At 66.2% G+C, this 20,823-nt stretch carries 19 protein-coding genes; 2 read left to right on the top strand and 17 right to left on the bottom strand.

Going from position 1 to position 20,823, the window contains the following annotated elements; genetic code table 11:
• Positions 1-84 precede the first annotated feature (84 nt).
• From BKA16_RS04065 to BKA16_RS04050, 4 genes are all read right to left on the bottom strand, one after another.
• Positions 85-921 (bottom strand): mycofactocin-coupled SDR family oxidoreductase, encoded by an 837-nt coding sequence (locus BKA16_RS04065; protein ID WP_183369470.1) that lies wholly within the window; start codon positions 919-921, stop codon positions 85-87.
• Between the two features lie 74 nt (positions 922-995).
• Complete coding sequence (locus tag BKA16_RS04060; RefSeq protein ID WP_183369469.1) at positions 996-1,784, bottom strand: tyrosine-protein phosphatase; 789 nt, start codon at positions 1,782-1,784, stop codon at positions 996-998.
• Positions 1,781-2,725, bottom strand: coding sequence for a DUF7065 domain-containing protein (locus BKA16_RS04055; RefSeq protein ID WP_183369468.1), 945 nt, complete (start codon positions 2,723-2,725; stop codon positions 1,781-1,783). The genes BKA16_RS04060 and BKA16_RS04055 overlap by 4 nt, the downstream gene beginning before the upstream one ends.
• 8 nt (positions 2,726-2,733) lie before the next feature.
• The gene (locus BKA16_RS04050) at positions 2,734-5,457 is read right to left on the bottom strand and encodes a PEP/pyruvate-binding domain-containing protein (protein WP_183369467.1); all 2,724 of its coding nucleotides are present in this window, start codon (positions 5,455-5,457) and stop codon (positions 2,734-2,736) included.
• Positions 5,458-5,676: 219 nt separating this feature from the next.
• Between BKA16_RS04050 and BKA16_RS04045 the strand changes: the two genes are divergently transcribed.
• Both BKA16_RS04045 and BKA16_RS04040 read left to right on the top strand, forming a co-directional pair.
• Positions 5,677-6,474, top strand: a complete 798-nt coding sequence (locus tag BKA16_RS04045) for an SDR family NAD(P)-dependent oxidoreductase (RefSeq protein ID WP_183369466.1) — start codon at positions 5,677-5,679, stop codon at positions 6,472-6,474.
• A gap of 96 nt (positions 6,475-6,570) precedes the next feature.
• Positions 6,571-7,374, top strand: coding sequence for a FadR/GntR family transcriptional regulator (locus tag BKA16_RS04040; protein WP_183369465.1), 804 nt, complete (start codon positions 6,571-6,573; stop codon positions 7,372-7,374).
• 56 nt (positions 7,375-7,430) lie between these two features.
• Here the strand turns inward: BKA16_RS04040 and BKA16_RS04035 are convergent, their stop codons facing one another.
• From BKA16_RS04035 to BKA16_RS03975, 13 genes are all read right to left on the bottom strand, one after another.
• Complete coding sequence (locus BKA16_RS04035) at positions 7,431-8,186, bottom strand: SDR family NAD(P)-dependent oxidoreductase (protein ID WP_183369464.1); 756 nt, start codon at positions 8,184-8,186, stop codon at positions 7,431-7,433.
• 32 nt (positions 8,187-8,218) lie between these two features.
• Complete coding sequence (locus tag BKA16_RS04030) at positions 8,219-9,712, bottom strand: aldehyde dehydrogenase family protein (RefSeq protein ID WP_183369463.1); 1,494 nt, start codon at positions 9,710-9,712, stop codon at positions 8,219-8,221.
• Positions 9,713-9,762: 50 nt separating this feature from the next.
• Positions 9,763-10,833 carry an acyl-CoA dehydrogenase family protein gene (locus BKA16_RS04025; RefSeq protein WP_183369462.1) on the bottom strand — a complete coding sequence of 357 codons (1,071 nt, stop codon included), beginning with the start codon at positions 10,831-10,833 and terminating at the stop codon, positions 9,763-9,765.
• Positions 10,830-12,338: a class I adenylate-forming enzyme family protein gene (locus tag BKA16_RS04020; protein WP_183369461.1), complete on the bottom strand. Its 1,509-nt coding sequence runs from the start codon at positions 12,336-12,338 to the stop codon at positions 10,830-10,832. The genes BKA16_RS04025 and BKA16_RS04020 overlap by 4 nt, the downstream gene beginning before the upstream one ends.
• A 28-nt stretch (positions 12,339-12,366) precedes the next feature.
• On the bottom strand, positions 12,367-12,660 hold the full coding sequence (locus tag BKA16_RS04015; RefSeq protein ID WP_183369460.1) for a hypothetical protein: 294 nt from the start codon (positions 12,658-12,660) through the stop codon (positions 12,367-12,369).
• Positions 12,657-13,742 carry a phosphotransferase family protein gene (locus BKA16_RS04010; protein ID WP_183369459.1) on the bottom strand — a complete coding sequence of 362 codons (1,086 nt, stop codon included), beginning with the start codon at positions 13,740-13,742 and terminating at the stop codon, positions 12,657-12,659. Before BKA16_RS04010 ends, BKA16_RS04015 begins: the two co-directional genes overlap by 4 nt.
• On the bottom strand, positions 13,739-15,046 hold the full coding sequence (locus BKA16_RS04005) for an acyl-CoA dehydrogenase family protein (RefSeq protein WP_183369458.1): 1,308 nt from the start codon (positions 15,044-15,046) through the stop codon (positions 13,739-13,741). The genes BKA16_RS04010 and BKA16_RS04005 overlap by 4 nt, the downstream gene beginning before the upstream one ends.
• A 63-nt stretch (positions 15,047-15,109) precedes the next feature.
• Complete coding sequence (locus tag BKA16_RS04000; protein ID WP_183369457.1) at positions 15,110-16,258, bottom strand: thiolase family protein; 1,149 nt, start codon at positions 16,256-16,258, stop codon at positions 15,110-15,112.
• On the bottom strand, positions 16,255-16,680 hold the full coding sequence (locus BKA16_RS03995) for a Zn-ribbon domain-containing OB-fold protein (protein ID WP_183369456.1): 426 nt from the start codon (positions 16,678-16,680) through the stop codon (positions 16,255-16,257). The genes BKA16_RS04000 and BKA16_RS03995 overlap by 4 nt, the downstream gene beginning before the upstream one ends.
• The gene (locus BKA16_RS03990) at positions 16,677-17,108 is read right to left on the bottom strand and encodes a Zn-ribbon domain-containing OB-fold protein (RefSeq protein ID WP_183369455.1); all 432 of its coding nucleotides are present in this window, start codon (positions 17,106-17,108) and stop codon (positions 16,677-16,679) included. Before BKA16_RS03990 ends, BKA16_RS03995 begins: the two co-directional genes overlap by 4 nt.
• A complete protein-coding gene (locus BKA16_RS03985; protein ID WP_183369454.1) occupies positions 17,105-18,298 on the bottom strand; it encodes a thiolase C-terminal domain-containing protein in 1,194 nt (397 codons plus the stop codon). Before BKA16_RS03985 ends, BKA16_RS03990 begins: the two co-directional genes overlap by 4 nt.
• The gene (locus BKA16_RS03980) at positions 18,291-19,481 is read right to left on the bottom strand and encodes a CaiB/BaiF CoA transferase family protein (protein WP_183369453.1); all 1,191 of its coding nucleotides are present in this window, start codon (positions 19,479-19,481) and stop codon (positions 18,291-18,293) included. The genes BKA16_RS03985 and BKA16_RS03980 overlap by 8 nt, the downstream gene beginning before the upstream one ends.
• Positions 19,481-20,818 (bottom strand): CaiB/BaiF CoA transferase family protein, encoded by a 1,338-nt coding sequence (locus BKA16_RS03975; RefSeq protein WP_343067272.1) that lies wholly within the window; start codon positions 20,816-20,818, stop codon positions 19,481-19,483. Before BKA16_RS03975 ends, BKA16_RS03980 begins: the two co-directional genes overlap by 1 nt.
• Positions 20,819-20,823: the final 5 nt, after the last annotated feature.

Below are 20,823 nucleotides of genomic sequence, written 5' to 3'. Positions count from 1 at the left end.
GTGGACGCAGCGGACCGGTCGACGCGCGCTGAATCACGTCGGCCGGTCCGTCCGTATGCGAGGACCGGGGATCTTGCGCGGTGGTCAGCCACGTCCGTACTGACCACCGTCGACCCGCAATGCGACGCCGGTGATGACGCTGGACGCGTCTGATGCGAGCCAGAGGACCGTCTTGCTGACGTCTTCGGGTTCCAGGTACTTCAGTGGCAGCACCTGGAACGTGTCGAACAGTTCCATGGCATCTGCCTTGGTCGGGCGTTCGAGGTCCGGACGCCAGATGTCATAGGTCGGCTGATTCATCATCATGTCGGTGTTGATCAGTCCGGGACAGATCGAGTTGACTCGGATGTCGTGGGGCCCCAGCTCATTCGCGAGGACCTTCATCAGCCCGTTCACACCGTGTTTGGACGAGACGTACGGCGCGAGGTGTTGATAGCCCTTGAGGCCGGCGAGCGAACTCGTCAGGATCATCGAGCCGCCGTTGCCGGCCTCGATCATGATCGGTGCGGCAGCCTTGACCGTTCGCCAGACTCCGGTCAGGTTCACGTCGAGGGCGTTGAACCAGTCGTCATCGGTCAGCTCCCACGTCTTGGCGAAGGTGGTGCCGATGCCCGCATTCGCCGCGACGATGTCCAGGCGACCGAATCTCTCGAAACCCTCCTGCACCGCCGCGTCCACCTGATCCTGCGAGCGGGTGTCCGCGCGTAGCGCCAGCACCTCGCCGCCGGCGGCCTCGATCAACCGAGCCGTCTCGTCGAGGTCCTCCGGCGTGGCGAGATCATAGAAGACCCGGTCGATGTTCTCGACGATGTCGAGCGCAATGATCTTCGCACCCGCTTCGGCCAATGTGACCGCATGTGCGCGTCCCTGTCCTCGAGCGGCCCCCGTGACCAGCGCTACCTTTCCGCTGAGCTCTCCCATTGCACTTTCCTTTCTCATGCGGCCCGGCTCGGGCCGTCGTGAATCTCGTCGGGCGACCGGCCGTGTCCCGTCCGTCACGTCCCGGCCGACTCCAACAACGCCTGCTGCAGTCGAGCACGGCGCTGGTCGTCGAGACCGCACCGGTTCCGGAGGTATTCGTCGAAGCCGCCGAACTCCGTGTCGATGGCCTCGAACGACGCGGCGAGGAACGCGATGTCGTTCGACGCCGCGTGAAGATCGTCCGCAGTGATCATCGGATCGGGACGCTCGTCGAGCCACGCGACCATCGAGCCGTAGAGTCGGTCCGCCGTGAAGTACTCGCGGCTGCGCAGGTAGTCGGCGGCGATCTGACTCCATTCGATCCCGAGCGCCGAAAGGATGACCGCCGTGACGAAGCCCGTCCGATCCTTGCCTGCGACACAGCCGATGGCAAGTGGAACTCGGTCTTCGTCGAGCAGCGCGTCGAAGACGGCGGCCATGCTCGTGCCGAACGATGTCGGCATGGAGCGGGCGTTGCCGAGAAGTACTTCGTACGCGGTCCTCCCGGTCGGATCGGCCATGATCGAATGGATCAGATTCTCCCCGGCGACCCGCGCGTCCGGCAGGGTCTCGACCCGGATCGCCTGGGGCTCGGGACCGCCCCAGTCGATGGGCGCACGCGCCGCCTCGCCGGCGCTGCGCAGATCGCACATGCTGGCGATGTGCAGGTCGGCGAGTTGTCGTCGACCCGTCGGGGTCGCGCCCGCCAGGGACTCCGTCCGGTACAGCACGCCCTCGCGGATCCGGCGCCCGTCGGGTGTCGTCAGGCCGGCGAGCGAACGGAAGTTCGGCACTCCGTCGACGACCGGGTCCGCAATGGTCATGACCGTCCTCCTCGTCCCAGCGCGGCGAGCATCGCCGGCGTCAGCGTCTTGCATTCGGCGACTTCGAACATCCCCGTGCCGAGTCGCCCTCCCGTCTCGAAGACGGTCAGCCCGTCCGCCGCGAACCACCCGTTGTCGTGGCTGTTGAGATCGGTGACCTCGCACCGACCGACCACGTGGTATCCGCGTCCGCAGATCGTCCAGATCTGTGCGTCGCAACCGAGCGGCGAATAGCCGTCATCGGCGACCGACGCCCCGAACGACACATGCTCGACGGCGCGGAACTCGCCGTCGAAGACGTAACCCGACACCCTGATCCCCGCAGCGGTGACGAACCCGGAAACCGACATGAACAGGTCTTCACCGAATGTCGCGCAGATCCATCGGTGCGACTTCAGGCTCGTCCAGTCGCGCGGTCCCCACGAGTGATCCTGGAACGCCCACGTCGAGAACTCCGTGCGCCGACCGTCGGCATCGTGCACGGCGCCCGTCACCCGACCGAAGGTCTCGTAGTGGCTGGAACCGATCTGCACGCCGTCACCGTCGAGGCCGAACGCGAACGGCTCGGTGAACGCCTCGTACCGGATGTCGGACACCACCGGGGAGCCCGGGTAGGTCGCAGTGACCGTGTAGTCGCGCAACGGACGCTCGGTGCGGATGTCGAGTCCACCCAGATCCAGATCGGACAGATCATCCTCAGGCATCGGCAGGGTGAGCGACTCGAAGTGTCCGATGACGCGCCGGTCGGCTACGGTCCAGTTCCAGACGTCGGCTCGACCGCGCGGCGTCTGCAGACCGAGGTGGTAAGAGCCACCCGCACCGGTGATCGGGTCGTAGAACGTGAGGTACCAGCTCTCCTGCCAGCTCTCGTCCGATGTCGGCTCGTGCGAGCGATCGTGGATCTCGTCGCCCGGTGCCGTCAGCAGCGTCGCCGTCGCCATGCCGCGGCTCACTTGGCCGAACCGGCGGCCGCCAGTGCCTCGTCGAGGATCTCGACCGAGCCGCTGGTCCCGTTGATTCGGATGTGGGCGCCCTCGGGAATCATCCGCATTCCGTTGACCAGCTGCACCGCCGGGATACCGTGCTCGCGTGACAGGCATGAGCCGTGGGCGAGCATGCCACCGGTCTCGATGACGAGTCCGCCGATGATCGAGAACACTGGAGCCCACCCCGGATCGGTCGCGTTGCACACCAGGATCTCGCCCGGGTTCAGGTCGCCGATCATCGACATGCTCGGCATCACGCGCGCTATCCCCTCGATCACACCACCCGAGGTGCCGATGCCGGCCATCTGGGTGGCGCCTTCGATCACTTCGTCGGCGTCGTCGATCGGATCGTTGCCGCGCAGCAGCATCGGCGGGGTCACCATCCGCGTGTTCATCCGGTCGAACTGCTTGCGCCGTCCGGCGATCTTCGCCTTCACCAGAACATCCGACTGCCCACCGTCGATCAGGGAGAACAGCTCGTTCTCACTCAGAAAGAAGCAGTCGTCGAGCTCGTCGAGGAATCCCCGTTCGACGGCACGACGCCCGACCTCCAGGAACGCCTTGCGCTTGGCGAAGGTGATCCGGTCGATGTAGTGACGCCAGTCCTCGCGCAGGACGAGGAAGTCGACGACCTCGTCGTAGAGGAAGGTGAACAGCTGCTGCAGAACCTTGCCGAAGCGCACCTTGCCGATATGCGCCATGACCTCGTCGAATGCTGCCTCACGCTTGGCGATGACGGTGCGTTCGAGTTCCCACGGCGGGGTCGGGTTCTCCGCCTGCAGATACATGCGGAAGGCCTCGTAGTCGATGCTCGGATCGTCGGCCCGGCGGCTGAAGTAGATGTCGCGGTCGGCATGTCCGCGGTGACCGTGTTCGGTCAGGAACACCGTGTAGCGCTCAAGGAACGCGCGTCCCTCCTCCGAGTCTTCGAGTGCGGTGAAGAACGCCGCCCCCTGATTCCCGTCGAAGGTCTGCCGCAGCACCGGCGAGTGTCGGATCAGCTCCGACAGGCGGAAGAACTCCTGACTCTCCTGGCTCTGCAGGTTGGTCGGCAGACCGCTCATCAGTTCCTGGCCGATGAGTGCGTTCTCACCCTTGTAGTAACGGGCGACCATCTGCGCGAACCCGCCCATGATCATGAGATTCTGCACATGAGTGCCGACCCATAGCGACTCCATGAACTTGATCGCCTGTTCCTGGAGGTCGCGCTCATAGCGGTACAGCGCTGAATCCGACAGCTTGCGCATGTCGGTCTCCGACAGTCCGTTGGCCTTCGCCACCTCCTCGGGTGTGAAGATGAACTTCCGCGCATTCTTCTTCCAGCCGTAGAACGACGATGTGGGCGACGAATTGATCGACGCCATCATGCGCAGCCATCGCTTGACGTCCAACGGCTCGGCATGCGTCGCCGCCTGCATGTCCTCCGGCACGTTGAACGAACCACTCGGCCGGAAGAGCCGGGGCAGTGCGTAACGCTGGAACGGCTCATCCCAGTCGACGCTGTAGTAGGCGGTGCCGAAACGGTATTTGTACGTGCGGAGTTCGAGGAGGTCCCGGAAGCCGGCGAGTGCACTCATGTCCATGATTCCCCGGTGCGACTCCCGGGCCCGGATCGAGTAGAAGAGCGGGGTGATGCCGCCGGTCCAGTACTGCTCCGAGTACTTGAAGGTCCACAGCGCGTCTTCGTCGTCCGGCAGAGTCTGCCAGTCGTCGACGCCCTCGTCCCAGGTGAAGTCCACGCCGGTGATCGGGCGCGCCTGCAGCAAGTGGAAGCGACCGTCGACGTACCCCCACTCGATGTCCTGCGGCAGCCCTCCGTAGTGGCGCTGGACCTCGCGGCCGATCCCAGCCAGCTCGACGATCTGCTCGTCGGTCAACGCCGGACGGGTTCGATCGACCCCCGCCGTATCGGCCGTGACCGTTCCGCTGCCAGACTCCGCACGCGTGATGGTCAGTGCCTTGTCGCCGATATGCGCGCGCTTGATCGCGAGATCGTCGCCGCCCACGACATACTCGTCGGGAGTCACCTGGCCCGAGACGATCGCCTCGCCGAGTCCGTAACTCGCGTTGATCACCATCTCATCGGTGCGGGCGTTCAACGGGTTGGCGGTGAACATGACACCGCTGATCGCTGAGTGCACCATCGCCTGCACGACGATCGCGATGCTCGCCTCGCCGTGGTCGAATCCGTTGGAGTTGCGGTACGAGACCGCGCGCGCGGTCCACATGGAGGCCCAGCACCGGCGGATCGCGTCGAGCACGTCGTCGACGCCGCAGATCTCCAGGAATGTGTCGTGCAGGCCGGCGAAGCTCGCGGCCGCGGTGTCCTCGGCGGTGCCTGACGAGCGCACGGCGACGCGCATGTCGTCGCCGAGCGACGCGTAGGCCTTCGCCACCTCGTCACGGAGGGCGGCCGGTATCGCGACGGCCTCGATCATGCTGCGGATGCGTCCGCTCACCGAGTCGAGCGCGGCGAGGTCGTCGTAATCGATCGTGCGCACGTCGGCCAGGACGTGAGAGGCGAAACCAGCCTCCTGGAGTGCGAGCCCGTACGCCTCCGTGGAGACGATGAATCCTCCCGGAACATCGAAGCCGTCTGCCACGAGTTCGGCGAGGTTCTTCCCCTTGCCGCCGACGGTCTCGTTGACACACCGGTCCCGTTCTTCGAATGCGATCACATAATCCACTGGACTGCTCCTTGACCTCAGCGCTCAGACCGCGCATTGACAGTGATGAACTTCACTGTGCAGTAACCTGCATTCAACACATCACATCAGCGTTCGTCAATAGTTCCTCAGGATAAATTTGTCTCGCGATCCTTAATTCATCGGTAGAAACAGGGTCGATGGTCTATGGTCCGAATAGGAACAGGACTCACCTGACCTCATCGACGACGAGGAGCCGACATGGCCGACGACCGAGCACGAGAAGGACGCGTCGCGCTGGTGACCGGCGGCACCGAGGGCATCGGTCGCGCGATCGCGACGGCACTCCTCGACGACGGAGCTCACGTCGCCGTGACCGGCCGACGCGCCGAGAAGGGCGCGCGGATGCTCGCCGCGCTCGACGTCGGAGATCGGCTCCACTTCATCGAGTCCGACGCACTCGCCGACGGCGAGCCCGGTCGCGTCGCGAGGCTCGTCGCCGACCGACTCGGCCCGATCGAGATCCTGGTCAACAACGTCGGCGGCGGCACCGGCGAGTACGGCCGTATCGACACGATCTCCCCGGACTCGTACCGCCGCGGCTTCGAACTGAACGTCATGACCTCGGTGGAAGCGACCCACGCAGTGCTTCCGCAGATGATCGAACGCGGCTGGGGACGGATCCTGATGGTCGCGTCCCTCGAAGGCAAATTGCCGACGCTACCCGGTGTCGGACCGTACGTCACGGCCAAGCACGCGCTCATCGGGCTCGCGAAGTCGATCGCCTTCGACGTCGGCGAGTTCGGTATCACTTGTAACACGCTGTGCCCGGGGTACGTCGACATTCCCACGCGTGTGCGCAGCCAGTCCGCATCCGCCGGCCGGGCGAACAGCGGGCGGTACGCCGATCCGCAGACGAACTACAAGCTGCTCACCCGCACCGGGCGGCACGCGACTCTCGACGAGGTCGCGCACGGGGCGATGAGCCTGCTCGCCGAGAGCGCCGGCGCGATCACCGGCACCACCCTCAACGTCGACGGCGGCTCCTCACCGTTCTGACGCATCGACCTGCCGCCGACCAACGTCGACGGCCTTGTGCTCAGGACACATCGCCCGTTCATTAGGATGACGGCCACAGCAACGAAGGGGGCGTCGATGACTCAGAACACAGGCGGGCGCGGACTGCCGATCATCTATCACCCGGACAATCCGATCTACACCGCGGACAAGACCTCCGATGCGAAGCGTCAGCCCAAGGCCTCCGAGGTCACCGCCGCGTCGATCGTCTCCGATATCGTCCGCCTCGGTCTGAAGGTCGGCGACCGGCTCCCCGCCGAGGTCGACATGCTCGCGCAGTACCCGGTCAGCAGGGAGACGCTTCGTGAGGCGCTCCGCATCCTCGAAGTCCAGGGCATGATCGCACTCAAGCGAGGTCCGGGTGGGGGCCCCTTCGTCAGCGCACTCAACGCGTCGTACCTGGCACGCACGGCCACCCTCTACTTCCACCTCAGCGGCGCGACGTACGACGAGGTCTTCGACACCTGGGAGACGATCGAGCCCCAGTTGACCGCCAAGGTCGCCCGCATCTCCGATAAACACCTCAAAGAACGCGCGTTCGCGCGGTTCCTCGGCTATCAGATCGACGAACACGATGAAACCGAGGTGTTCAGCGACCTGAACAACTTCCACGCGGTAATCGCCGAGCTGAGCGGGAATCGCGTGCTCACGCTGATCACCCAGGCGATCACCCACATCGTCGTCGAGCACGTTCTGAACGCCGACGAGCCCGTGACGCAGCAGAGTCACCTCAACGACGAGCACATCGACATCGCACAGGCCATCATCGCCGGCCGCCCGCGCAAGGCCTCGACGTTGATGCAGGAGCACATCGCCGATGTCGTCGAGAACTACCGGTCGCGGTACCCGGACCGGTCCAGCGAACTGGTCCAGTGGCGCTGACGTCCACTGAACGCCCTCGCCCCGTCTCATGAGGCGCGAGGGCGTTCAGTGGGCGGTCAGTAGACCGAGAGGCGTCCACCGTCGATGGGAATGATCGCGCCGGTCGTGTACGAGCTGGCATCACTCGCCAGGTGCACGATCATGCCGACGAGTTCGGCAGGATCGCCGAGACGTCCGGCGGGCAACCCGCCGACGACCTTGTCCACGAACTCCTCGTTCCACCCCGCGGCCATGTCGGTCGCGAACGCACCGGGCATCACACAGTTCACCCGCACGTGCGGCGCGTACTCCTGCGCGAACGCCTGAGTCAGGGCGTTGAGGCCGGCCTTGGCCGCTGAGTATGTGGCCTCTGCGGCACTCGGCCGCTGCGAACCGATGCTGGAGATGTTGATGATCGAACCACCGCCCGACCGTGCCATCTGGTCGCCCGCCACCGCCATGAGACGGAACGGCCCCTTGAGATTGACCTCCATCGTCTTGTCGTACAGCCCTTCGGACTGCTCCAGCAGCGACGGCGACAACGGCGCGATGCCCGCGTTGTTGACCAGGACGTCGAGCGGGCCGACCGACTCCTCGACACGCGTCAGCGTCGGCGCGATTGAATCCCAGTGTCCGACGTGCATCGGCAACGCCAGGGTCTTCGCGCCGGTGGCCTCCGCGATCTCGGCGGCGACCGCTTCACAGGCGTCCGCTTTGCGGCTGGACACCACCACCGTGGCACCCGCCTCCGCGAGGCCGTGCGCGATGGAGCGGCCGAGACCGCGCGTGCCTCCGGTGACGAGAGCGATCTTGCCCTCGAGGACTTGCGACATGATGTTCTGCTCCTTGTGCTGGTCGAGACTCGTCAGGACGCGATCCACACGCTCTTGACCTGCGTCAGTTCGTGGATCATGTCCTCGCCCATCGTGCGGCCGTAACCCGACTGCTTGACGCCGCCGTAGGAGACGCTCGGGTATCCGGACTGGAAGGTGTTGACCCATACGGTGCCTGCCTCTAGGCCCTCGACCATCCGACCGGTGCGGCGGAGGTCGTTGGTGAAGAGACCAGCGGCTAGGCCGTACTCGACATCGTTGGCGATGCGCAGAGCCTCGGCCTCGTCGTCGAACGGGATCACCGACATCACCGGGCCGAAGATCTCCTCCTGCGCGATCCGCATCTCGTTACGGACACCGGTGAAGATGACGGGCTCGTGGAAGAAGCCGCCATCACCGATGGTTCCACCGTCGAGAGCCGCATCGGCGCCCTCGGTCTTGCCGAGTTCGACGTAGCCCGCGACCCGATCGAGCTGAACTTGAGAGACCAGCGGCCCCATCGTGGACACCGGATCGAAGACATTGCCGACCTTGATCGACTCCTTGGTGGATTCGACCATCGCCGCGACGAGCTCGTCGTGGATCGATCGCTGCACCAGGATGCGGGTTCCCGCGTTGCACACCTGGCCCTGTCCGCCCCAGACGGTCGCAGTCGCCGCAGTCGCGGTCTCGGCGATGTCGACGTCGTCGAAGACGATGAACGGGCTCTTACCGCCGAGTTCCAGCGCGACCGGGGTCAGCGTCTTGGCCGCCGCAGTCTGGATCGCTCGGCCGGTGGCCGCCGAACCGGTGAACATGATGTAATCGGTGCCCGGGTGCTCGACGAGCGCCGTTCCGACGTTCGCTCCGGTGCCCTGCAGCACGTTGAACGCGCCGGCCGGGATGCCGGCCTGTACCGCGAGTTCCGCCATAAGCACGGCCGTCATCGGTGTGTTCTCGGCGGCCTTCAGCACCACCGAGTTGCCGGTGGCCAGAATCGCCGCGGCGAACGCGACGACCGCGGTCGGTCCGTTCCAGGGAACGATCAGCGCCACGACGCCGCGCGGGACACGACGCTGCTGCACGTTCATACCGGCCGGCACCGGCGGAATACTGCCGTGCAGCTTCGACGGCCAGCCGGCGAAGTAGGCGGTCGCGTCGACACCGAAGTCTTCGAGGAACTTGGTGTAGCTGCGCAACAGCCCCGAGTCCAGGGCGTCGAGGTCGCCGAAGATCTCCCGGTGCTCGTCGATCAGACGCGCGAACTCGTGTAGCCGCGCCTCCTTCTCGAGCGGGGCCATGTTGCGCCATGTCCCGTTCTCGTACACCGCACGTGCGCTCCCGACCACTCGATCGACGTCGGCGATCTTGCCGCTGGCCATCGTGGCGACCTCGATACCGGTCGACGGATCCAGGACTGGCAGAGTCGCACCGTCGAGGGACTCGACGACGACGCCGTCGACGACGTGCCCGAAGAACTTTCCGTCGAGGTACTTCGCGGATGTCGATGCGAGATGAGAAAGGCTCGGTGAAATGTTGGTGGTCATGAGAATTCCTCCCGAATGGCGAACTGGTTGTCGTTGAGAGTGGTGGGTGATCAGAGCCCGCGCGCAGCGAGCACGGCTTCGCGTGCGGTCTGGACGGATCCGAAGACGCTGCGATCGGTCAACGCGCGACGCACGTGGCGGTGCGCGTCGTGCTCCCAGGTGAAGCCGATGCCGCCGTGCAGGTGAACGGCCTCGTCCGCACATGCGACGTAGGTCGTGGCTCCGACGACTGAGGCTATCGCAGCCGCCTCGGCCACATCCGACGGCGACTCGTCGAGCGCCCACACCAGGTGTGCCAGCGCCGACCGTGCCTCGTCCACGCGGAGAGCGAGCTCGGCGCACTGGTGCTTCAACGCTTGGAACGATCCGAGAACCCGCCCGTACTGAACCCGCGTCTTCAGATACTCGACGGTGGTGTTCAGACATTCCTGTGCGCCGCCGACCTGATCGGCGACGACGGCGAGGGTCGACCACTGCTCGATCTCGGCGAGCGCCGACGGCTCCGCGGTCCCGAGCAGTTGCGCTGGGGCGCCGGCGAGCTCGAGCGTTGCGAAGCTGCGGGTGACGTCGATCGAGGTCTGCCGACGACACTCCACACCGTCGCGCACCGCGAACAGGCCGATGCCGTCGCCGACGGCGGCCACGAGGAGCACCACATCGGCGGTGTCGCCGTCCAGGACACGTCCCACGGTGCCGTCGAGGAGCCAGGCGTGGTCTCCCTCTCGCGCGGTCACGGCCCGCAGCGACGTATCGGTCGGAGCCAGCGTAGCCACCTGGTCTCCACCCATCAGAGGCTCGAGCAGCCCGGCACGGGCCTCTGGCCACGCGATCGCCCGGAGCGCCGTCTGCGCACGTACCGCAGACCCCAGAATCGGGAGTGGACTGAGCGTGCGCCCTGCTTCGACGAGCACAGCGGCGAGCATCGCAGCACCGCCGCCGAGACCACCGTCGCTCTCGGGTTCGCCGATCGCGCTCACTCCGAGCTCGGTGCAGGCGCGCGCCCAGACCACCCGGTCGTAACGCGGTGCGTCGTCGTCATCGAGGGCGACTGCGTGCCGGTCGAAGAAGTCCGCGGCCACCGCTCGGATGTCGCCGATCTCCTCGGCCTCCACCGCGATCACTGTGCACCCGCCTTGGCGTTCTCGGCGAGTTCGACGCGGAGCACACGGCGCAGCAGCTTGCCGGTCTCATTGAACGGGAGCTCGTCGCGGACGTGGAACGCCGTCGGAACACGGGTCGAACGCAGTCGATCCCGGACCCAGGACGTCAACTCGCCATCGAGGTCGGCGATCTCTTCGGTCAACACGACGACGGCCTCCACGCGTTCGCCCCATTCGACGTCTGGCACGCCGACGACGGCGGCCGACGCCACCGCTGGATGCGCAGCGATGACATCCTCGACCTCTTCGGGCGAGATGTTCTCGCCGCCGCGCACGATGATGTCGTCTGCGCGGCCGCGCAGGAACAGGAACCCGTCTTTGTCCAGACGCCCCTGGTCTCGCGTGGCGTACCAGCCGTCGTCATCGGTCACCTTGTGCGTCGTGTACTCGCCGGAGACCTGTTCGCCGCGGACGTACACCTCGCCGATCTCGTCGGATCCGAGCACGGAGCCGTCGTCGCCGCGGATCTCCAGCTCTATGCTGGGGACGGCCCGGCCTACCGAGCCGAGGCGCGCACGCACATCCGGATCATCGCTGGCCAGGGCTTCGCGATGGTCGTCCGGTCCGAGAATCGTGACCGTCGAACTGGTCTCGGTGAGCCCGTACGCGTTGACGAAGTCGACGTGCGGCAGCCGCCGCACCGCGCGCTCGACGATCTCCACCGGCATTCGGCCGCCGCCGTAGGAGAGGTGCCGCAGGTTCGGCAGGTCCTCGCCCTTCTCGTCGAGGACGTCCAGAATGCGGCCGAGCATCGTCGGCACCACCATCGCCTGCGTGACCCCCTCCCTCGCCGCGGTCTGAACCCAGGCCTCGGGGCTGAAGCTGGGCAGCTGGACGATCCGCCGACCGCTGAACACCGAGCCGAGCACCGAGCTGATGCCGGCGATGTGATAGTTCGGTACCGACACCATGATCGCCTCGTCGGGTGCCGCGCTTGCGAACTCGACGGTCGAGGTGACATAAGAGAACAGATGACGGTGGCGCAGGATCGCGATCTTCGGCGTCCCCGTCGTGCCGCTGGTGAACAGCAGGATCGCGGGAGACTCGCTGTCAGCGAGGTCCGAAGGAACCGCATCCGCGGCAGGCCGGGCGTCAAGGAGCTGTCGCGTCGAAATCGGCCGAGCGCCGTCGGCCAGGTCCACAGAGCTCGCCACGCCGTCTCCTTGGAACAGTGCGACCGGGGTCAACCGACGGACCGCCGCCGACAACCGGTCGTCGGCGAGCCGGTAGTTCAAGGGAGCGAGTGGAACGTTCGCCGCCGCCGCGCCGAACAGCGCGATCGGGAACGCCGCCGTGTTCACGTCGAGCAGGGCCATGTTGTCCACGCCGCTCTCACGGATCGTCGCGCCGACGGCCTCGGCACGTTCCAGCAGCTCGCCGTAGGTGATGTTCTCATCACCCGAAGTCACTGCGATGCGGTCGGGATCGAACTCCACCGCCATCGTCAAAAGCATCATGATGCTCATGACGCCACCTCCATAGAGTTCATTCAGATCAGTCCGACGCCGGCAGCGACTTGGCCGCCTTGATCTCCAACAGCTCGCCGTCCACCGACAGCGCTCCCTGTCCGGCTGCGACGCACAGGACCTCGAGCCCCGATGCCTCGTGGACGTAGCGCTTGCCCAGCTGCGTGCCTCCGTCGAAGCCCTCGGGGAGGTCGCCGGCGACGGCGCCGTCGAACTCCTCGACGACCGGACTGCCGCCGCACGAGAGGGTCACGTCCGCGGCGCGAACGACGACGACGTTGGTGGTGCAGACTGCGCTCTTGAGACGCTTTCCTGCCTTCATCTCTTGTTCCTTTCCGATGGCCGGACTCCGTCCAGCAGTTGCATTGCCCGCTCGGCGAGCGGGACCACGGGACCGCCGCGCTCGCCCATCCGGGGGTCGGTCGATTCGCCGCGCACCCAGCGCATGTACAGCTGCTGCATGATGACGCCGGTCTTCCAGCATCCGAGTGCCTCGTACCAGAGCAGGTCCTCGCGGGTCAGGTCCAGTCCACGACGGCGCGCATACTGCTCCACGATCTCGTCCTTGCTCGGCAGTCCCAGCCTGTCCAGTCCGGGGATCGCGATGGCGCTCTCGTCACCGTCGTCGGGCCAGTAGTTGAGCAGCGTGCCGAGATCGGCGAGTGGATCGCCCAGCGTCGCCATGTCCCAGTCGAACACCGAGGTGACTCGAGTCGGGTCCTCGGGTGCGAACTGGCAGTTGTCGATCTTGAAGTCGTTGTGGATGACGGCGCCGCTCGCGTTGTCCGGCATCAGCGCGCGCAGACGCTCACCGGTCTGCGCGACGAGCTCTTTGCCGTCCTCGGCTACCGCTGACCAGCGCTTGAGCCAACCACCGACCTGACGCTCAAGGTAGCCCTCGGGTCGACCGAGATCGCCGAGGCCGGCCTCGACGGCGTCTACTCGGTGCAGATCCGCGAGCGCCTCGACGGTGGCGAACCCGACCGCGCGGCCGGCGTCGGTGTGCCCCCTCATGGTCTCGGGGATCTCGTTCCAGATCACCACTCCGGTCCGGTACTCCGACACGAGGAACGGTGCTCCGATCACGTCGACGTCCTCGCAGAGCGCGAGTCCCTTGGGCGCACGGTCGTACACCCTGCCGAGTCGGGAGAGCACCTTGTACTCGCGCACCATGTCGTGCGCGCCCGGTGCCACCGTGCCCATCGGAGGACGGCGGACCACGAGGCGAGTGCCGCCGATCGTCACCTGGTAGGTCAGATTCGCCGAGCCCCGGGGGAACTGGAGCACCGAGAACTCACCGTCGAGCCCGTCGATGTTCGCCCGCAGGAACGCGTCGAGCGCGGCCCAGTCGAGTTCTTCGCCCTCGCGGACCGGCGCGGTCTCCACCGTCTGCTCGTCCGTCATTCCGCACCGACCATGTCGTCGACGGATGCGAGGCGATCGGCGAACTTGGCCTCGGCGGCCTCCTTCAACGCGATCTTGTGGCGGGTCGGGAACAGCCCCGGAGCCGGGGTCGCATCCTTGAGGAGTTGCTTGGCGACCTGCAGCTGATGCAGTTCGGTGGCGCCGTCGGCGAGGGCCATGTGGTGGACCTCGGCCGACCAGGTGCCCAGCGGCAGCTCAGTGGAGATGCCCAGCGAGCCGTGCAACTGGATCGCGCGGCCGGTCACGCCGGCGAGGACCTTGGGCATCGCGGCCTTCACTGCGGAGATGTCGGCGATCACCCTGCGGTAGTCCTGGTACTTGTCGATCTTCCAGGCGGTCTGAAGCACCAGAAGACGGAACTGCTGGTACTCGATCCAGGAGTCCGCGATCATTGTCTTCACCAACTGGCGGTCGGCGAGCGTGCCGCTTCCGCTGGTACGGGACACCGCACGCTCGAGCATCATGTCGATCGACTCACGGACCAGGCCGACGGTACGCATCGCGTGATGGATACGACCGCCGCCGAGGCGGGTCTGCGCGACGGCGAACCCCTCGCCGCGGTTGCCGAGGATGTGATCCTTCGGGATCCGAACGTCGTTGTACTTGATGTACGCGTGCGTGCCCTCGGCCTCTTCGTGGCCGTAGACAGCGACGTTGCGGACGATCTCGATGCCCGGGGTGTCGGCCGGAACCACGAACATCGATGCCCGGCGATGACGCTCGGCATCGGGGTCAGTGACGGCCATGACGATGAAGAATGCGGAGAAGCGGGCGTGCGAGGAGAACCATTTCTGTCCGGAGATCACCCAGCTGTCACCGTCTTCGACCGCGCGCGTGACGAACGCGGTCGGATCCGATCCGCCCTGCGGTTCGGTCATCGAGTAGCAGGACGCGATCTCGTTCTCGATGAGGGGCTTGAGGTAGCGCTCCTTGAGTTCGTCGGTGCCGTAGTGCGCGAGGATCTCGGCATTGCCCGAGTCCGGTGCCTGGTTACCGAAGACCACCGGGCCGGAATGAGTGTGGCCGAGGACTTCGTTCAGCAGCGCGAGCTTGAGCTGGCCGTAGCCCGGGCCGCCCAACTCCGGTCCGAGGTGGCAGGCCCACAGCTCACGCTCGCGCACCTTCTCCTGCAGTGGGCGGATGAGCGCGTTGCGAATGGGATCGTTGACGTCCCATGCGTGTTCGACGATCTGGTCGACCGGCTCGATCTCGTTGCGCACGAGCTCGTTCGCCCATTCCAGATCCTTCTGGTACTCCGGATCGGTTTCGAATCCCCACGTCATTTGATGCCTCCTGGCTGTAGAGCTGGTCAGATGCCTTTTGTCAGCAGAGCGGTCGAAGCTCTGTCAGCGGCTCAGCACCGTGCACGCACTGATGCCCGGTGCGCCGTATACATGTGTGAAGCCGGTCTTCGGCCTCCCCGGGACCTGGCGCGCGCCGGCGTCGCCGCGGAGCTGAAGGGCGATCTCGTAAACCTGACGGAGCCCCGTCGCGCCGATCGGTTCGCCATTGGCGATCACACCACCGTCGGTGTTGATCGGCAGTCGGCCGTCCGGGCGGGTCTCACCGTCGAGGACGAGCTTCTCCTGATCGCCGTCGGCGCACAGCCCGGTCTCGGCCATGTGCATGATCTCAGCACCCGACTCGGTGTCCTGAATCTGCGCGACGTCGACGTCCTCCGGCCCGATCCCGGCGGATGCGAATGCGGCCGCCGAAGCGTCACGTGTCGGTCCGGAGAGCGTCTCCGGAGTCGTCCACGGCGAGAACACCTCGAAGGAGCCGAACCGCCGCGAACGGAACTCGGCTGCCCGCAGGTAGATCGGGTTCGCAGTGTATTTGTGCGCCACCTCGCCGCGAGCCAGCACCAATGCGATGCCGCCTTCGCCCGGCGAGCAGAACATGTACTGGGTGAGCGGATGATTCACCATCGGCGCGTCGAGGATCTCCTGCCGCGACAGCGGCTTGCGGCGCCAGGCGTTCGGGTTCTGCGCACCGAGCGAGAACGATTTCTCAGCGACTGCGGCGAGCGACTGTTCGCTGATGTCGTACTGGTCCATGTAGCGGACGATCTTCTGCGCGAAGAACTGAGTGGTCACCATCATGCCGGTCTCGCCATACCACTCCCCGATGCCCAGACTCGACGGCTTCGTCGCGAAGGCGCCCTTCGGATGCTTGTCGAATCCGACGACCATGCCCAAGTCGTACTGCCCGGACAGGAGGGCACTACGCGCCGAGATCAGAGCCGATCCGCCTGTGCCGCAACCGTTATGGACGTTGATGAACGGCGCACCGGTCAGGCCGAGGTCGGAGACGAGGGAGTCGGCGTCGCCCGCGGCGTAACTGCCGCCGTACGCGAATTGGATGTCCGACCACTGCACACCGGCGTCGGCGAGTGCCCGGCGGGCGGCGTAGGCGCCCTGAGCCCGTCCGCTGACTCCCTCGGTGCGACCGAACTTGTGAATGCCGATGCCGACGATGGCGACGTCGCTGCTCATACGAGGTTCTCCTGGGGTGCGAAGGCGAAGGTCTGGACCGGCACTCCCCCGTCGAGGAATGCCGTGATGGTCACCAGCCTCATCGGCATGCCGAGGGTCAGCGCAGCGGGATCGTTGACGGTGAGCCGGGACTCGACGCATACGTCGCCGAGGTCGATGTACCCCAGGCCATAGGGCTCGAACGGCTCGACGGTCCGGAACGGTGGCTTCGGCGGAAAGTACTGGACGGTGTACGACCAGAGAGTGCCCTCGGTCGGCAGCGCGACGCGTTCCATCGTCGAGCCGCCGCACCTCGGGCATCCGTCCTGAAACGGGAACGTCGTGGTGGCGCATTCCACGCATCGGGCGCCGGCCAGCTGCGGTGCGGAATCCGAAGGATCGACGACGAGTGTCGGATCAACCCATCTCGTTGCGGGAATCATGCGGTGCTCTCCTCGTCTGTCCTGATCGGCCGCCACTGAGGAAGCGTGACGTCGTCGACCTGCTCGAACCAGGCCTCCATACGCTGACCGATCTCTAGTTCGGCGCGGCCGTCGATACGACCGACGAGGCGGACACCGTCGGTGCCGTCGACTTCGACGAGCACCACGGTGTATGGCACGGGTGTCGCGGGATGCACCTGGTGCTCGACGACGGTCCAGCTGTAGAGCGCGCCCAGCGGCGGCACTACCCGCCACTCGCGGGAGAACGCACCGCACTGCGGGCAGTTCTCTCGGGGAAGGTGCACGTCCGCACGGCACGCACTGCAGACGCGGACGGCGATCTCGCCCCGCGCCGCGGCCGCGAAGAACTCGCCCGTGTCGACGTCGTCGACCACCGGCAGTACCGGTGAGGGCTGCGCGTCGGTCATCGGTCTACTCCCAGGATCATGGCGCTCGCCCCAGGTGGCGGCGCCGAGCTGACAAAACTGATCTCGGCGCCGTCGACCTGGTTCGTCGAGGTGCCACGGACCTGTCGGACGCCTTCCACCACGTGGTTCATACCGTGGATGTAGCCCTCCGACAGATGGCCGCCGCTCGTGTTGAATGGGAGTCGCCCTCCGACCGACAGGTCCTCGGGCGTCACATACGCCGCCCGGCCGGGTGCCATGAACCCGTAGTCCTCCAACTGGATCAGTGCGGTGATCGTGAAGCAGTCGTAGATCTGCGCGACGTCCACATCGCCCGCGGTGACGCCGGCCCGCCCGAACACGGTCGGGGCGGTGGCCGCGGACGGCCACGTGGTGATCGACTTCCGCAGCAGGGCGGGGAACATCTGACCGGGTTGAACGCCGCGACCGGTTCCCTGCGCGACCGACAGAACCGGGACGTGGACGCCCGCGAGGTCGCGTGCCCGCTGCGTGCTGGTCACGACGACCGCGGCGGCGCCGTCGGTCTCCAGGCAGTAATCGAACAGTCGCAACGGCGAAGACAGCATCCGTGACGCGAGGTAGTCTTCGCGACTCATCGTCCGCTGGTGGAACTGCGCGGCCGGGTTGTTGTTGGCATGCGCCCGACCCGCCATAGCGATGGAGCCGAGACCGTGGCTCAGCTCGTCGATCGACAGACCGTGTTCGTGCGCATATCGACGGGCGACGACGGCGAAGAACTGGCCGGGGGTCTGCATGCCGAACGGCAGGAAGAACTCCTCGTAGTTGTTGTCGCCGCCGACGGCGCCGTGCTCGCCCACCAGGCCGTAGCGGTTGCCCGACCGACCGTTGAGCGAACGGAAGACGACGACGGTCGTTGCCAGCCCCGAGTTGATCGCCGCGACGGCCTGGCCGACCATCGCCGCCGGACCCGAGCCGCCGGGACCGGCCTCACCCCAGTATGTGAGATCGTCCGCGCCGAGCGAGTCGGCCAGCGCCGGGGCGGAGACCAGATCCATATCGCAGCGAACGACGCCGTCCACTGCACGCGGGGCGATGCCGGCGTCCGCGAGCGCGGCGCGTGCGGCCTGCGCGGCGAGCGTCAGCGGTGTCCGTCCCGACGCCTTGGAGAAGTCGGTCTCACCGATACCGACGATCGAACAGGCTCCAGGGGTCCACGTCTGATCAGGCATTCTCGGCCTCTCGCTCGTCTAGTCGCGGCGGCCGTCCCGGAACCGGCTCGAATGCGGTGAATCGGTAAGGCAGGCCGGGGTACTTGGTGGAGTCGCCGTCGATCGTCGGCATGTCGACGAAGAAGCCGCGGGCCTGCAGATGCTCGTCGTTCGGCAGATCCTCGAAAGCGTTCAACCGACCGATCGGCAGACCGCGACGCTGTCCCTCGTGGTAGACCGTCTCGGCGTCTTGGATCAGGAAGAAGACTTCGAGCAGTTCCTGGACGTGACCGAACTGGCGCTGACGGTAGGCGATGTCCTGGTAGGCCGGGTCGAGCAGATCCGCAGCCATCCCGAGATCGTCCATCCAGGTGAGCAGGGTCGACCACGCCTTCGACTCGGCCAGGATCAACGCGAAGTAGACGTAATTGCCGTCGCCGCATTCGAAAGTCGCCGGCTGCGTCGGCTCGGGCTGTGCGTGGCGGTTGGTCTGCCTCTGCACAACGGCCTTCGGATAGAAGTAGTACGGGTTGGCCAGTTCACCGCTGACCGCGTTGGATTCGTGCAGAGAGACGTCGACGAGCTGGCCACGACCGGTGTTCTTCCGCTCGATCAACGCCAGGAGCAGCGCACACCAGGCGAAGCTCGCGCCGAGCTGGAAGCCCTGGTTTCCGCCTGGGCGGATCGGCGGAATCGAGTGATCGTCGTAGCCGCAGCTGTTGAGCATTCCGCCCGCGGCGAGCGCGATGAGGTCGCTCGTCCGGTAGTCCTTCCACGGCCCTGTCAGGCCGAAGGGAGTCACTGACAGGATGATCAGGTCGGGTCGCTCCTGTTGCAAGGCGTCCAGCTCGTATCCGAGCCGGGCCAGCCACCGCACGTCCTCGACGATGAGTACTTCGGCGCGGGCCAGGAGCTCAGCGAACTCTCGTCGACCGCATTCGGTTGCGGCGTCGACGACATGGCTCGTCTTGCTCGAGTTGTACGCCCAGAACTCGAGACTGTGGTCGGGGTCGCCCTCGTGGCCCTTCACGTACGGTCCGACGTGACGACTGGCGACGCCCTCCGGGGGCTCCACCTTGATCACGTCTGCGCCGAGGTCACCGATGAACTTGCCCGTCTGCTCGCCGGCGGGACTCTGTGCGAGTTCGACGACGGTGATCGAGGCGACAGGACTGCCACCAGCTTGGACTCGCGCTTTCGACATCAGATGACTCCTTCTGCCGACAGCTGCGCGAGCGTGTCGGCGTCTCGACCGAGCAGTTCCCCGAAGACGTACGCATTGTCTTCGCCCAGCAGCGGCGCCGAGCGCCAGTTGTCCGGCCGCGAGGTGCCGAACCGTCCGGGGAAGCCCTCGAACAGAGCCGGTCCGATCACCGGGTGATCGAGTTCGAAGAACGTGCCGCGTTCCGCGATCTGCGGATCGTGCTCGACCAGGTCCATGGCGTTCTGGACCGCGGCCGCGGTGACGCCTGCGTTCTGCAGGAGGGTCATGACATCGTGTTTGTCTCGACCGCGGCTCCATTCCCCGATGCGCTTGTCCAGGTCGTCCTGGTTCGCGATACGCGCCGGGATCGTGGCGAATCGCTCCTCGGCGGTCCACGCGGGGTCGTCCATCGCGGTGCGCAGTGCCTGCCACTCGTCGTCGGAGAACACGGCGATCGCGACCCATTGATCGTCGCCCGCCGCCGGGTAGACCCCGTGAGGCGCAGCATCCGGGTACTCCAGACGATTGCCGCGGGGGTAGTCGGCGCGCCGACCCGGACGGTCGTTGACCAGGGTGTCGAGCAGATCCGAGCCGAGCAGACCGATGCCGGCCTCGACAGCCGAGACGTCCACCTCGGTGCCCTGCCCGGTGAGCATCCGCTGGTAGATCGCCAGGAGCAGGCCGGCGGAGTTGTAGTACGCGGCCTGGTTGTCCATGTACGACAGACCCCAGCCCGACGGCTCGCGCCCGGGCAGACCGCTGTTGAACGAGAGCCCGCTGACCGCTTGCACCACGGGGCCGTAACTCCGGTAGTGGGCCTGCGGACCGGAGTGACCGAAGCCGCTCATCCGCGCGAAGATCACATCGTCGCGGATCTCCCGCAAATCCGGATAAGTGAGATTCCACTTCTCCATCACGCCTGGCGCGAAGTTCTCGGTGACGATCCCGCAGTGCTCGATGAGCTCGACGACGAGCTCACGGCCACGCGGGTCCGCCATGTCGACGGTGATGCCGAGCTTGTTGCGCGAGTAGTTGTTGAAAAGCCCGCCCTTGTTCGGATCGGGATTCGGATCCTCGTTGCCGTACGAACGGACGTCGCCCTTGTAGATGGGGAGTCGGCGCGGCATGTCGAGCCGCTTGCGGTTCTCGATCTTGATGACGTCCGCACCGAAATCCGCGAGTAGGCGAGTCGCCACAGCTCCGACGCCCATCCAGCAGAAGTCGGCGATCTTGACACCTGCCAGCGGCCCGGTGCGCGGCCGCGGACGACGGGATTCGTCGCCGACGCCGCTCATCACCGACTCGGCGGTGTTGTTGGCATACGTGTTCTGGGTCACGCGGA

The sequence above is a fragment of the Gordonia humi genome, from assembly GCF_014197435.1.
GTDB classification, from domain to species: Bacteria; Actinomycetota; Actinomycetes; order Mycobacteriales; family Mycobacteriaceae; genus Gordonia; species Gordonia humi.
Note: the sequence above shows the minus strand (reverse complement) of the source record. Positions and strands in the feature narration are given on the sequence as shown.